General features: G+C 30.6%; 11 protein-coding genes and 1 pseudogene. 6 read left to right on the top strand and 6 right to left on the bottom strand.

The genetic code is table 11. The annotated features are described in order from the left end of the window. Positions 1 to 422: 422 nt before the first annotated feature. A pseudogene (locus B3792_RS09775) lies at positions 423 to 1,168 on the bottom strand (transposase). 136 nt (positions 1,169 to 1,304) lie between these two features. Next, the gene (gene folK / locus B3792_RS09770) at positions 1,305 to 1,712 is read right to left on the bottom strand and encodes a 2-amino-4-hydroxy-6-hydroxymethyldihydropteridine diphosphokinase (protein WP_291069491.1); all 408 of its coding nucleotides are present in this window, start codon (positions 1,710 to 1,712) and stop codon (positions 1,305 to 1,307) included. A 28-nt stretch (positions 1,713 to 1,740) separates the two neighbouring features. Between folK and sppA the strand changes: the two genes are divergently transcribed. The 6 genes from sppA to rodA all read left to right on the top strand — a co-directional run bounded on the left by sppA (position 1,741) and on the right by rodA (position 9,570). Then, on the top strand, positions 1,741 to 3,510 hold the full coding sequence (gene sppA, locus B3792_RS09765; RefSeq protein WP_291048802.1) for a signal peptide peptidase SppA: 1,770 nt from the start codon (positions 1,741 to 1,743) through the stop codon (positions 3,508 to 3,510). 168 nt (positions 3,511 to 3,678) lie between these two features. After that, positions 3,679 to 4,704, top strand: coding sequence for a rod shape-determining protein (locus B3792_RS09760; RefSeq protein WP_019975837.1), 1,026 nt, complete (start codon positions 3,679 to 3,681; stop codon positions 4,702 to 4,704). A 14-nt stretch (positions 4,705 to 4,718) separates the two neighbouring features. After that, a complete protein-coding gene (mreC, locus tag B3792_RS09755) occupies positions 4,719 to 5,570 on the top strand; it encodes a rod shape-determining protein MreC (protein ID WP_291048797.1) in 852 nt (283 codons plus the stop codon). Beyond that, positions 5,560 to 6,075: a rod shape-determining protein MreD gene (gene mreD / locus B3792_RS09750; protein WP_291048795.1), complete on the top strand. Its 516-nt coding sequence runs from the start codon at positions 5,560 to 5,562 to the stop codon at positions 6,073 to 6,075. The genes mreC and mreD overlap by 11 nt, the downstream gene beginning before the upstream one ends. After that, entirely contained in the window at positions 6,072 to 8,057 is a 1,986-nt protein-coding gene (locus B3792_RS09745; RefSeq protein ID WP_291048792.1) for a peptidoglycan D,D-transpeptidase FtsI family protein, read from the top strand. The genes mreD and B3792_RS09745 overlap by 4 nt, the downstream gene beginning before the upstream one ends. Beyond that, positions 8,026 to 9,570: a rod shape-determining protein RodA gene (gene rodA / locus B3792_RS09740; protein ID WP_291048789.1), complete on the top strand. Its 1,545-nt coding sequence runs from the start codon at positions 8,026 to 8,028 to the stop codon at positions 9,568 to 9,570. The genes B3792_RS09745 and rodA overlap by 32 nt, the downstream gene beginning before the upstream one ends. Before the next feature lie 58 nt (positions 9,571 to 9,628). On the opposite strand, the gene B3792_RS09735 is transcribed toward rodA, so the two are convergent. From B3792_RS09735 to clpP, 4 genes are all read right to left on the bottom strand, one after another. Continuing rightward, positions 9,629 to 10,924: a TlpA family protein disulfide reductase gene (locus tag B3792_RS09735; RefSeq protein WP_291059229.1), complete on the bottom strand. Its 1,296-nt coding sequence runs from the start codon at positions 10,922 to 10,924 to the stop codon at positions 9,629 to 9,631. A gap of 56 nt (positions 10,925 to 10,980) precedes the next feature. Further along, positions 10,981 to 11,118: a hypothetical protein gene (locus B3792_RS09730; protein ID WP_286494681.1), complete on the bottom strand. Its 138-nt coding sequence runs from the start codon at positions 11,116 to 11,118 to the stop codon at positions 10,981 to 10,983. Between the two features lie 598 nt (positions 11,119 to 11,716). After that, positions 11,717 to 12,865, bottom strand: a complete 1,149-nt coding sequence (gene clpX / locus B3792_RS09725; protein WP_280062867.1) for an ATP-dependent Clp protease ATP-binding subunit ClpX — start codon at positions 12,863 to 12,865, stop codon at positions 11,717 to 11,719. Between the two features lie 236 nt (positions 12,866 to 13,101). Further along, on the bottom strand, positions 13,102 to 13,767 hold the full coding sequence (gene clpP, locus B3792_RS09720; RefSeq protein WP_038331995.1) for an ATP-dependent Clp endopeptidase proteolytic subunit ClpP: 666 nt from the start codon (positions 13,765 to 13,767) through the stop codon (positions 13,102 to 13,104). Positions 13,768 to 13,777: the final 10 nt, after the last annotated feature.

The following is a 13,777-nucleotide window of genomic DNA, read 5'->3' as shown; positions in this document are numbered from 1 at the left end:
TTTGCAAATTTTCGAGCGTTTAATTCTTGCTATTTTACACACCTCCAATGGTATACTATCAAGTTAAATTAATTTACTTATTTTCAATCAAATGCATAACAGTTATAATACGATCTTTGAGTTTAATAATAATTTACAATTTTTAAAATATGTAGCTTTATTTATACTGGAAAATTCAGGGAGATATCCAACCCTCTCAATACTCATATCTAGAAACATAATGTTTACATTTCGATACACGAACACCGAACAAACCATACGGAACGGATATACAATGGATACAGAATGGATACAGCGCGGATACACAACCGATACAGAAAAGTGTCATTTTCGATATACACCGATACAGGAATTTAACACTTTTTAACACACTATTTCTCTAAGCAAAATATAAACATAGGTTTTTTTAACCGTTTTTCACTTTAAATAATTTGAGTTTTTAGATTATTAATATTTCGATTTAAGTGTATTTTAATAATGTACTGATTCAATGTTTGTGCAGTAATTTTAGCTAGAATTCTGGTTTTAAACCCCTCAAAAGTCTTTGCATAATTGCGTCTAATCATAAATTGTTCGTATAGTAGAGAAAATAAAGTTTCAATTCTTTTTGAATGTATAAAACTGAGGTTTGTAATCTTTTTGATTCGATCTTTTCAGTGTTTCTAATCGATATTAACTTCATTAAATAAATCAATATGTTTCAAAAATGAATACATGAACAGATGCTGGACTAATGTTAAAACTCAGGAAAACACCACTTAAAGAACAAACAGCATGAAGTTTATAACCATAAAAAGACATTTACTGAGAAGCACAAAAACCTCTGTTTTGTGCATTATACTAGTGTTCCTTGTAAATTTTGAGCTATTTATACTTGCTATTTTACAAAACTGAAACGGCATACTATCAATGATTAAAACAATTTTCAAATTCATTAAATTCTTTCGCTAATTTGAGGCGAATACTATTAATTTGATATGATAATCTACATTTTCTTCGATTGTAAATACTTCGCTCAATTTTACAACTTACGCTTTAGGAATATTCCGAAATGAATTATTTTCACTATCAATACCCATAAATTCAGTAGTTAAGAAAAGACTTATGAGTTTTAAATCAAATGTTTAGGTCTTCTACATTGATAAATTAAAAGTTTATCTTAGGATATTTTTCATAGAATTTCCAATATTCTTTTATAATTTGCAAGTAAGTTATTCATTGTGAGTTTTTTATTGTAAAAACAATTTACAAATTTTCAATCAAATGAACAACTTTATTATTTAATAATCAAAATGCAGAACAGGCTAAAAATATAAACTTTTAATAAAATCTCTAGAATAATTTTGAGGATGAGGAATTTTCAAATAATTGCAATTAACTAAAACTTTATTATAGAATAATATATCAATATCTATTAAACGATCAACGTAACTCTCATTTTCTTTGGGTTTAAAATAGATTCTTCCCATTTTTTGTTCAATATCTTTAATTTTTTTCAAAATCTTAAATGGAGAATAACTTGTATTAATTTCTATTTTTTGATTTAAGAATAAATTAGGTGTAGTAAATCCTTCAGCCTTATTTTCAAGAATATTAGATTCTTTTTTTATTTTGCCTACCTCTTTGTTTATAAGGTTTTTAGCTGTTTCTAAATTATTTTTTTTGTCACCTAAGTTTGTACCAAGTAACAAAATGACTATATTTTGCGACATATAGAGCAAAAGTAATAATAAATTAAAAATGAAAAACTTTTTCGGGAGAGTATTCTCAACAATCATAGGAAATCTATTAACGATTAGTGTATTTGTCATACTACTTTTCGTGTTGATATTTGTTTCAGCATTATCTGCTCCAACAAAAAGTGTGAAAGATGGTTCTGTTTTAGAAATTTCGTTGGAAGATCCAATTATGGAAAGTGATATGGATCGTTCCGTTTCTATTTTTGATATGTCAGAAAGTCCAAATGTTTTTTTACAAGATATTATTCATTCAATTGAAGAAGCGAAGAATGATGATAAAATAAAAGGAATTAGTCTGAAATTGGATAAATTTTCTGGTGGAGCTACGCAAGCGACTGATATTCGTAATGCGTTAGAAGATTTTAAAAAATCTGGAAAATTTGTGTATTCATATTCTAATTCAGGAAGTCAGTTGTCATATTATATAAGTAGTGTATCTGATAAAATTTATCAAAATCCTTTGGGTGGAACTTTATTACAAGGTTTGAGTTCTAATATTATGTTCTTCAAAAATGTAGGAGATAAATATGGTGTAGATTTTCAGGTGATTCGTCACGGACAATTTAAGAGTGCTGTAGAGCCTTATATGAGAACAAATATGTCTGATGAGAATCGTTTGCAATTATCGGAATTATTGAATGATGTTTGGGGTAATGTTTCAACTTCGATTACAAAATCACGTAAAATTTCTCCTGAACAATTTACAACAGTAACAGATAGTTTGTATGCTTTCATTCCAGAAACAGGAAAAGAAAACAAGATTTATGATGTATTGGCTCAAGAAAATGAATATCAAAAAATGTTATTCTCAAAACTTGGTTTGAAAGAAGAAAAATCAAAAACTGATTTTGAAGTTCTTGATAAACATACTATAAAAATGGAAGATTATTTTGAGACCTTATCAAATAAATCTGAAAAAGATAAAATTGCAGTTTTGTATGCTTCAGGAACAATTACTGAAGGAGATGGTTTTGATGGTATTCAATCAAAAACTTATGTAGATGCGATTCGCAAAATCAGTCAAAATGATAAAATCAAAGCTTTAGTTTTACGTGTAAATTCTCCTGGAGGTAGCGCAAATGCTTCAGAAGAAATTTTATATGAATTGATGCAATTGAAAACGAAAATGCCAATTGTTGTGTCTTTTGGAGATGTTGCGGCGTCTGGTGGATATTATATCGCGCAAGCTTCTGACAAAATTTATGCGCAACCAAATACAATAACTGGGTCTATTGGTGTTTTTGGAATGATACCAAATGCGCAAAAATTATTCAATAATTTCGGATTAGATTTTGATGAAGTAAAAACGAATGCAAATGCAGATCAGTTAAAGTCTTTGACGACACCATTATCACCAACAGCAAAAAATACGATGCAAAAATCAATTGTATTGATTTATGGAAAATTCGTAAATCACGTTGCTACAAATAGAAAATTAACATACGAGCAAGTTGATAAAATAGGTGAAGGACGTGTTTGGTCTGGAACTCGTGCAAAACAAATTGGTTTGGTAGATGATTTCGGAAGTTTAGATACAGCAATAAAAGAAGCAGCTAAATTGGCTAAAATCGAAAAATATTCGACAGAGAATTACCCAAAACGAAAAGATTCTTTCGAAGAATTTATGGATAATCTTCAAGGAAAAAATACCGAAGCAGCAATTGCAAAAGAATTAGGGTCGGACGGAATCCGAATTTATAAAGAAATAAAGATGATGAATGAACAAAAAGGTATTCAAGTTAGGCTACCTTACGATATTCAAATTCAATAAAAATCATAAAAAAGGGTTAAAATATTTTTAACCCTTTTTTATTGTTAAAATCTTACTATTTTAGTAAAAATATTTAGATGATTAAAAAATTAAATTCTCTTTTATAATCATCTAAATTTATTATACTTTTGTACATTCATTTTTAATAATACTGAGACATAATCAACGATGGGATTATTTGATTTTTTCACGCAAGAAATTGCGATTGACCTGGGGACTGCTAACACTTTAATTATTCATAATAATAAAGTTGTAGTAGATAGTCCATCTATCGTCGCTATACATAGAAGAACAAATAAAGTTATTGCTGTTGGAGAACAAGCAAAACACATGCAAGGTAAAACGCATGATGATATAAAAACAATTCGTCCTTTAAAAGACGGAGTAATTGCAGATTTTGAAGCTTCAGAATTCATGTTGACAGAGTTCATCAAGAAAATTCCTGGAATTCAAGGGAAGTTATTTTCACCTTCATTACGAATGGTGATTTGTATTCCTTCTGGAATTACAGAAGTTGAGAAACGTGCTGTAAAAGATTCTTGTGCACGCGTTAACGCAAAAGATGTTCGTCTTATTTACGAACCAATGGCTGCTGCGATAGGTGTTGGAATTGATATCACTCAACCTAAAGGTAACATGATTATTGATATAGGTGGTGGTACTACAGAAATTGCCGTTGTTGCATTAGGTGGTATTGTTTGTGACAAATCTGTGAAAATTGCAGGTGATGTTTTTACAAATGATATTGCATATTACTTAAGAACCCATCATAATTTATATATCGGAGAAAGAACTGCTGAACGTGTTAAAATTGAAGTTGGAGCTGCTGTAGAAGAACTAGAGCATGCACCAGAGGATATGCCAGTACAAGGACGTGATTTGATTACAGGAAAACCAAAAGAAATTACTGTAAATTACCGCGAAATTGCACGTGCATTAGACAAATCAATTTTACGCATTGAAGATGGTGTAATGGAAACGTTATCTCAAACTCCTCCAGAATTAGCTGCTGATATTTACAACACTGGTATCTATATGGCTGGTGGTGGAGCTATGTTGAGAGGTTTAGATCAACGTATTTCTAAAAAAACAGGTTTACCAGTTTTCTTGGCTGATGATCCTTTACGTGCTGTTGTTCGTGGAACTGGTATTGCACTTAAAAATATTGATAAATTCACTTTCTTAATGAAATAGAAGAGTAAAGAGCAATGCAATATATTCTGAATGCGATTAGAAGAAATGGAATGCTATTAATTTTTGTCTTTTTAGAGTTAATTGCGTTGTTTCTTGTCTTTAAGAAAAATATTTATCACGAAACTATTCTTGCCTCTGCAAGCACATCGTTTACAGGTTATGTGGATGATAAAATTGCAAAGGTGACAAACTTTATTCATTTACCGAGTACCAATAAAGATTTGATGGACGAAAATGCCTTTTTGCGTGAGCAATTGGTGCATTTAGGTATTAAAGATGCGAAAACTAAAAAGTTTTACAAATCGGATACCTTAGGTTATCATCAAACGTATTCTTTTGTACCTGCAGAGATTGTAAATAACTCGATTATCAAAACGCAAAACCTTTTGATGATTGATAAAGGAACAAATGATGGAATAGAAAAAGGTGACGGAATCATTACAAATAATGGTGTAATTGGTATTGTAACTTTTGCTGGGAAAAATTATTCTCGTGCAATTTCGTTGTTAAACAAGGATATCAATATCAATGCACGTATCAAAGGAAATCAATATTTTGGGACAGTGAAATGGGATGGAAAAGATCCTCGTTATGTTCAGTTATATGAAATTCCGAAATACATCGAAGTGAAAAAAGGAGATATTATCGAAACAGATGGTAAATCACCAGTTTTCCCAGAAGGAATTATTATAGGTAAAGTTGTAAGTAAAGGAATTGATGAAACGGGAGAAATGAAAGTTCAAGTAAGATTGAAACAAGATTTCGCCAATTTAGCTCAAGCTTATGTGGTCACAAACCTTAATAAAGTTGAAATTCAACAAGTAGAAAAATCAGATACAATAACAAGTCCACAGAATGTTCAATAAAGATTTTTTAATCAATATTATCAAGATTATCGTTTTAGCTTTGTTACAAGTTTTTGTGTTCAATCACATCAACTTTTTAGGAAGTTATCAACCATATATCTATATTGTATTTGTATTATTTTATCCGCCTTATCAAAATAAATATGCCTTACTAATCTTATCATTTATGTTAGGATTAATGATAGATATTTTCGAATACACAGGAGGAATTCATGCTTTTGCATTAACACTTATCGCATTTCTTAGAAATCCAATCATCAAACTTTTGGCAGGAAAACAAGATTACGAAATGGAATTTTTCTCTTTCAATTCGTTCAGTTTTGCGCAATGGTTGTTTTATTTGATTATTCTAATTCTTGCACATCATATTATTTTATTACTTCTTGAGAATTTTAAACCATCAGGAATTGGATCTTTGATGCTAAAAGCATTAATCAATTCGGGAATAACTTTTGTGTTTGTCTTTATTTATAAAATTTTATTTAAAAATAAAGTTGGAGTATGAAAAAGTTGATGGTTGTTTATGCACTCATCCTGTTTATAGTGTTTCTATTTATAGGACGTTTGGCGTATTTGCAATTATTTACAGATCGTTATACGTTAAATGCATTTAATACTTCGATCAAACAAGAAATTATTTATCCTAATCGTGGTGATATTCTTGATCGAAACGGAAAATTGTTGGTGAGTAACACATATTCGTACGAATTAGACGTTATTCCAGGGAAATTAATTGACAGTTATGGAGAATATATGAATGGTTTTGATAAACCTAAATTCTCTAAAATGATTGGAATTTCTACACAACAATTTGATTCTATTTTAGATAAAATTGTTACCGCAAAAGATTATAAAAAATTATCGCCTTATCCATTCTTAAAAAATATTTCGCGAGAGAATTTTGCTCGTATGCAAGAACAATTGTACTTGTATCCTGCATTTAGCATTATCAAACGTCCCGAGCGTAAATATATGGTAAATTCTGCCGGAAATATACTGGGCTATATAAACGAAGCCAATCAATCTTATATCAAAACAGATTCTACCTATTATCAACCTGGAGATTTGGTTGGTATTGCTGGTGTTGAGAAATCGTATGAAAAAGATTTGCGAGGAATAAAAGGTGTAAAAAACTGGATTGTAGACCGAACAATGAATGTTGTTGGTCCATATAAAAACGGAGATTATGATCGACCTGTAAAAAGTGGGAAAACAGTTCATTTGACAATTGATTATCGTTTGCAAGAATTGGCAGAACAAATGCTTCAAAATAAACGTGGGGCAATTGTCGCACTTGATCCTAATAATGGTGAAATTTTGGCTTTAGCATCCGCACCTACAATTAATCCAAACGATTATTTGAATACAAAGTTGAGAAGTGCATTAATCAACGATTCTATTGCTCGTCCAACTTATGATAGAGCTTTACAAGGAACTTATCCTCCTGGTTCTACATTCAAAATGGTAACGGCTTTGGCTGGTTTACAAATGGGAACGATGACAGAAAAAACAACATATGTTTGTAAACATGGTTTCCGTTATGGACGTATGCATATTGGTTGTCACTGTGGAATGTATTATACGCCGCAAGGTTTAGAACATGCAATTGGAAAATCATGTAATAATTATTTTTCTGAAGCTTATCGTGATATTGTTCGTAAAGATCCAAATGATTATAGTGTCGGAATTAACGAATGGGCTTCCATTTTGAATAGTTTCGGATTAGGAAAATTTATGGGAACAGATTTACCGGTTGGTAGCAAAGGTCTTATTCCGACAGCTGAGTTTTACGACAATCGCTTTGGAGAAGGTGTTTGGAATCCTTACCGTATTATTTTCAATGGTATGGGACAAGGAGATATTAATACAACTCCGCTGCAAATGGCAAATTATACAGCAATTATTGCCAACAAAGGATTTTTCTATACACCGCATATTGTACATAGTATTGATGGAAAACCATTGACGGATTCTACTTATATGGTGAAAAAAAATACATTGGTTGATCCAAAACATTTTGACATCATTCAACGCGGAATGCGTAATGTATTTACAATGGGTACAGCTCGTAGTTTTGATACAAGTTCTTTTGTACAATTTGGTAAAACTGGAACTTCTCAGAACTCTCATGGACAAGATCACTCATTATTTGTATTGTTTGCTCCAGCAGATAAACCAAAAATTGCGATTGCTGCAATTGTAGAAAATGGTTCTTGGGGTACAACTTATGCTGGACCAATGGCGAGTTTGATCGCAGAATTATACGTAACGGATACAATAAAACGACCTGCGTTAGTGCAACGTATGAAAAATGGTAATCTACAAGGCGAATATCGTCGTCAATGGATAGATTATCTAAAAAGAAAAGGATTATACGTAGAACCTGTAAAAAAGGATTCTATCGGAAATAAAATAGATAGTTTAAAATTTAAAAAAGATTCAACAAAACTAAAACATGAGCCAAAGCAGATTACTAAAAGGAATTGATTGGATTGTACTGATCCTAGGGTTTCTGATAGTAACTTTCGGGATTATGAATGTGTATAGTGTCAATCCAGATTTAGGTGTAAAACAGCTAATTTGGTTTGGACTTGGAATGGTGATGATATTGATTTTGATAATTGCGAGCGGAAACAACCGTAATTTTTTCGAAATTTATAGTCCTGTTTTTTATATCATTTCCCTCGTTTTGCTCGTCGGAGTTTTGATTGTTGGAAAGGAAATTAATGGAGCAAAAGCGTGGTATCGTTTTGGACCTCTGAGTTTGCAACCAGCCGAATTTGCGAAGATTGGTACAGCTTTGTTGATTGCTAATTTTATCAATCATTCAAACGCAAATCTAAAAGACTTAGGTTTTATAGGAAAAATATTGTTGATTATCGCAATACCAGTAGTTTTAATTCTTTTACAACCCGATTTAGGTTCAGTAATTATTTTCTGTTCATTAAGTATTGCCTTGTACAGAGAAGGACTTAATCCATGGATAATTTTAGCACCAATCATATTATTAATCATTTTCTTGATTTCGATTGTACAAATTCCTTTTTACGTTTTATTAGTTTTTGGATTTATAATTCTTACAATAGCTTTATTAATTTTAGCTTTCAATTATAATCAGAATGTAGTTGATGCGATGCATGGTGTTTTAATCGGCTTATCAATTTTCTTTTTATTATTGATTGGAATTTGTTATTTGGTTGAAGATTTATCTGAAGAAACACGCGAATCTTTCGGACATTTATTTCCAATGCGTTCCTTATTTTTCTCAGAACCAATATTTTTTAATACAACTTTCTTTGGATTGATAGGATTCTTTATATCAATTATTCCAGTTTTAATTTTAAAATTAACCGAACAAAAAGAAATTAATGATTCACCATTCAAAACACAATCTGGATTAGCTGCAAATGTTCTGAATTTTAGTATTATTGCGTCTATTGTGTTGTTATTATTTGCAAGCACGGTTAGTTTTATTTCTCCGATCATTTTTGAGAAATTACCCAAACACCAAAAAGAGCGTGTGATGGTTTTGTACGAAGGAGAAGCAAAGTATCGTGATACTTCGGGATATAATTTATTGTATGCAAAAACAGCGATTGGTTCGGGCGAATTATATGGAAAAGGTTACAATCAAGGAACTATTAAAAAAGGAAGGTTTGTACCAGAACAACAAACCGATTACATTTTTACAACAGTAGGAGAAGAGTGGGGATTCATTGGTAGTACAGCCTTGGTGATTGTTTATGCAGTTTTCGTAGGGCGATTATTTTTCTTAGCCGAAATCCAAAAAAATAGATTTGCACGATTTTATGGATATGCAGTCGCCTCTATTTTATTTTTCCACTTTTTTATCAATATCGCAATGGTGATTGGGCTTTTCCCAACGGTTGGTATTCCGTTACCATTTTTCAGCTACGGAGGAAGTTCGTTATGGGGATTCACTATTCTGATCGGAATTTTCCTAATCATTCATTACAAGAACAGTCAAGGATTTATTTAGAATAATAATTCAATAGAATAAAAAAGCTACATTGATTTTCAATGTAGCTTTTTCGTTATTATTTCGATACTTCTAACTCAGAAATATGATGAACTTTCTTAATTAATTTATTGTCTTTATCAACCAAAATTAGAGTAGGAGTAGATTCTATTCCATATTCTGCCGCGATTGGCGAATCCCATCTCAAAAGATCAGTATAATTGTACCAAGGTAATTCTTTCGTAGCATTGTTAAACGCTGTTTGATCATAGTCTAAAGAAATAGCAACAATTTCTCCACCTTTTGATTTGAAGTTCTTGTAAAACTCTTTAATGTGCGGGATTTCTTGTTGACAAGCAGGACACCAAGAAGCCCAGAAAACAATTAATTTTTGATCTTCTTTGATATCATATAATGATTTTTTCCCATTAACAGGTTGAGGAAAAGTGATATTAGGAACTTTACTTCCCACTTGCATAGAAGCGCTTTTTTCCACTTTCTTTTTCAATTGATCTGTTACATTAGAAGTCAAACTTTTTACTTTATCTACATATTTTTTATGAAAATTTGCATATTCTTTTTCAGGAACAAAGTTTAAGATAGTTGTCAATACATTTTGACCTCTTGTCGTTTTGATATCTGTTTTAGCCAAAATTTCGTCTGTAGCAGCAATTAAATTCCCTTCTACATCTTGATTGTTTGCAGCAGCTAATTTTCCATTAATATAAGCAAAAACTAAATCATTAAACATTCCAGATTGCTCCAATCGTATATCATCTTTTACAAAATGATTCACAATTTCATTTAGCGTTTCAGCATCTTTATTTGTTTGAGCTTTTTGTTTCAAATCATTCAACTCATTAATATAGGTAATTAATGGCGAAAAATTTTCGTTACGTTTCAACTCTTTTATACGCTTATCTTCTTTTACCATTGCTGTATAAAATTCATCAGTTGGTTTATACATTTGCATTAAATAAGGAAAAACCTGGTTCTGAATTTCATTTAATGGTTGAAGTGCTAAAACTTTATTGTATTCCTTTTGTGTATTTCCCTCAAAAATTTCAAGTTTAGTAGATATTTCTTGCCCACTAACCGTTTTGAATTTTAGATTTTTGTTATCAGTTAATAACGAAAGATTTTCACCTGTTGGCAAATCAATACGTACAAAACCATTGTATTCTTTTGGAACTTTTACAGAAAAATTTCCGTTGTTATCAGTAATCGCATTGTTGATTAATTTCATTTCGGCATTGTCGAAAATTTTAACCAAAACAGGTTTATTTGCATAATTTTCTATTTGCCCAGAAACATTAAACTGCCCAAAGACAGAACTTCCTAAAACAACAAGCGGCAGTATAAATTTATTTTTCATAGTTTGTTTGATATAAAAAAACCTCAATCTATTGATTGAGGTTTAAAAGTATGAATTTATTTTTTAATTATTAGTCTTTGTTCATATGAATCTATTCCTGCAATTGTTACAGCTGTAACAATTAAAAAAGGTGCATAATCATGAATAGATACTTTTCTAATACCATCCCTATTTCCTGTATTATCTCCGTTCATATTACAATTTTTCCAATCTGAATAAAGGATTTGTAGGTTGGGCGTTAACAGATACATTAATAATGAAAACAAATAAAAAAAACAAGTTAATTTTCAATAATTTTTTCATAGCTAGTTTTATTTGTTAATGGTTTTCTTCGTTAAAGTTTCACCACCTTAATATACAATCTTAACCAAATATAAGGTTGGAATATTATTAATATTTAAATTATAATCTGTATTTGTAGAAATATTGTTTTATAAAATATTTGACGTCCAATTAAATTAAAAATTGAAATATTAGCGGTTGTATTACTTTGCTCAAATTTAACAAAATGACCTCCATTATTTCAATATAAATAGTAGCTTATTTAAATCATTTATATCTAGTGTTTTTGGTGATTGATTCCAATAGAATTCTAAGCGATTATTAATTTTATCGTCAGCTATTTTTTATATATTTATATTGTGTAGAATCACTATAGACCTAAGCAAGTGTGACTAAAGCAAGTAGATTCTTTTTCATAAATTATGTTATTTTTGGTAGGTTTCTATTAAATTAAATAATAATTTTATTACAAATATAAAAATATTTATTAATAAGTTACTATTCAACAGATTATATTATAACTTTTTCTGGTAAATCTTTAATGTTATACATTAAATCAGTAAAGATTTCTTCCGTAACTGCTCGTAATCCTCGAGCTCCTAAACCCAGTTCATTGGCACGGTCTACAATTCTATTTAGGGTTTCGTCCGTCACTACAAGCTCTTTTCCGTCTAGGGCAAAAAGTTTTGTATATTGTTTCATTAGAGAGTTTTTTGGTTCTGTCAAAATAGCTCTCATCGCTTCTTTATCTAATGCTTTAAGATACGTAATAATTGGTAAACGTCCAATTAATTCTGGAATGATACCAAAGTTTTTCAAATCTTGTGCATTTACTTCATCCAAAAGATTTTCGATTTCTTTGTGATCCTCATTCTTGAAACCAATTACGTGTTTCTTCAAACGATCTGCAATGTGTTTTTCTATTCCAGAAAAAGCTCCACCAGCCACAAATAAAATATCTTTTGTATTAACTTCTATAAATTTTTGATCAGGATGCTTACGTCCTCCTTTTGGTGGCACGTTAACAATAGTTCCTTCCAAAATTTTAAGCAAAGCTTGTTGTACACCTTCTCCAGAAACGTCACGTGTAATAGATGGATTGTCACTTTTACGTGCAATTTTATCTACTTCATCAATAAATACGATTCCTTTTTCGGCAAGCTCTACATTGTAATCAGCAGATTGTAAAAGACGCGTCAAAATACTTTCTACATCTTCTCCTACATATCCAGCTTCTGTAAGTACAGTTGCATCAACGATTGCAAATGGAACATTTAATAACTTAGCAATTGTTTTTGCTAATAATGTTTTTCCACTTCCTGTTTCTCCAACTAAAATAACGTTCGATTTGTCAATCTCTACATCATTTTCTTTGTCTAATAATATTCTTTTGTAATGATTGTATACGGCAACCGACAATATTTTTTTTGCCTGGTCTTGACCAATCACATAATCATCTAAAAACTCTTTAATTTCTTTCGGAGATTTTAGCGTTAATGGTTTTATCAAATCGTTATTTTCGTTAAATTTCGATTCTTCTAAAACTATACCATGAGCTTGTTCTATGCAATTATCACAAATATTACCGTCGATTCCAGACACTAAAATATTTACTTCGTTTCTGCTTTTTCCGCAAAAAGAGCACTTATTTTCTTCCAATTTTCTATACTTAATTAAGATGCAAAGGTATTTATTTTCTTTTAGATAGAAAATATTTATTTGTTAATTTCTATCAGTATAAATTATGGTAAAATAAAGGATGAAGTTATCTTATTTTAGATTATTGTTTTTTATGTTTCTTTCTTATTGTTTTACAAATTTTTAAGTATTTGTAAACGAAAAAGGATACTCAATAAGTTGAGTATCCTTTTTTTGTATTTTTATTGAATTTAAAATTATTTACGAGGCAATAAAACTTCGTCAATCATTCCATATTCTTTTGCTTCTTGTGAAGTCATCCAGTAATCACGTTCACCATCTTTTTCGATTTGCTCGAAAGTTTGACCAGAATGAGTTGCAAGAATGTCGTATAATTCTTTTTTTAATTTCAAGATTTCCTTCAATGTAATTTCCATATCAGTTGCTTGTCCTTGAGCACCTCCTAAAGGTTGATGAATCATCACGCGAGAATGTTTAAGTGCTGAACGTTTTCCTGCTGCACCTGCACATAATAAAACTGCTCCCATAGAAGCTGCCATTCCTGTACAAATTGTTGCAACATCTGGTTTTACTAACTGCATTGTGTCGTAAATTCCTAATCCTGCATAAACACCACCACCTGGTGAGTTAACATAAATCTGAATATCTTTTGTTGCATCTACACTTTCTAAGAACAATAATTGTGCTTGAATAATATTTGCAATTTGATCATCGATTCCTGTTCCTAAAAAGATGATTCTATCCATCATCAAACGAGAGAAAACGTCCATTTGTGCAACGTTCAATTTTCTTTCTTCAACGATGTAAGGCGTTGTATTTTGGATGTAACTCTCCATATGTAAAGAGCTAATTCCTTTGTCTAACAGCGCATATTTTTTAAATTCTTCTCCTACGTTTTTCATTATTAAATTT

Origin of the sequence: Empedobacter sp. UBA5924 (assembly GCF_002431085.1) — a bacterium.
GTDB lineage: Bacteria > Bacteroidota > Bacteroidia > Flavobacteriales > Weeksellaceae > Empedobacter > Empedobacter falsenii_B.
Note: the sequence above shows the minus strand (reverse complement) of the source record. Positions and strands in the feature narration are given on the sequence as shown.

Excerpts from the sequence above, each read along its gene's own strand:
- B3792_RS09735 (WP_291059229.1), bottom strand. The coding sequence starts at position 10,924 with ATGAAAAATAAATTTATACTGCCGCTTGTTGTTTTAGGAAGTTCTGTC.
- B3792_RS09730 (WP_286494681.1), bottom strand. The coding sequence starts at position 11,118 with ATGAACGGAGATAATACAGGAAATAGGGATGGTATTAGAAAAGTATCT.
- mreD (WP_291048795.1), top strand. The coding sequence starts at position 5,560 with ATGTTCAATAAAGATTTTTTAATCAATATTATCAAGATTATCGTTTTA.
- sppA (WP_291048802.1), top strand. The coding sequence starts at position 1,741 with ATGAAAAACTTTTTCGGGAGAGTATTCTCAACAATCATAGGAAATCTA.
- clpP (WP_038331995.1), bottom strand. The coding sequence starts at position 13,767 with ATGAAAAACGTAGGAGAAGAATTTAAAAAATATGCGCTGTTAGACAAA.
- B3792_RS09745 (WP_291048792.1), top strand. The coding sequence starts at position 6,072 with ATGAAAAAGTTGATGGTTGTTTATGCACTCATCCTGTTTATAGTGTTT.
- folK (WP_291069491.1), bottom strand. The coding sequence starts at position 1,712 with ATGTCGCAAAATATAGTCATTTTGTTACTTGGTACAAACTTAGGTGAC.
- B3792_RS09760 (WP_019975837.1), top strand. The coding sequence starts at position 3,679 with ATGGGATTATTTGATTTTTTCACGCAAGAAATTGCGATTGACCTGGGG.
- rodA (WP_291048789.1), top strand. The coding sequence starts at position 8,026 with ATGAGCCAAAGCAGATTACTAAAAGGAATTGATTGGATTGTACTGATC.
- mreC (WP_291048797.1), top strand. The coding sequence starts at position 4,719 with ATGCAATATATTCTGAATGCGATTAGAAGAAATGGAATGCTATTAATT.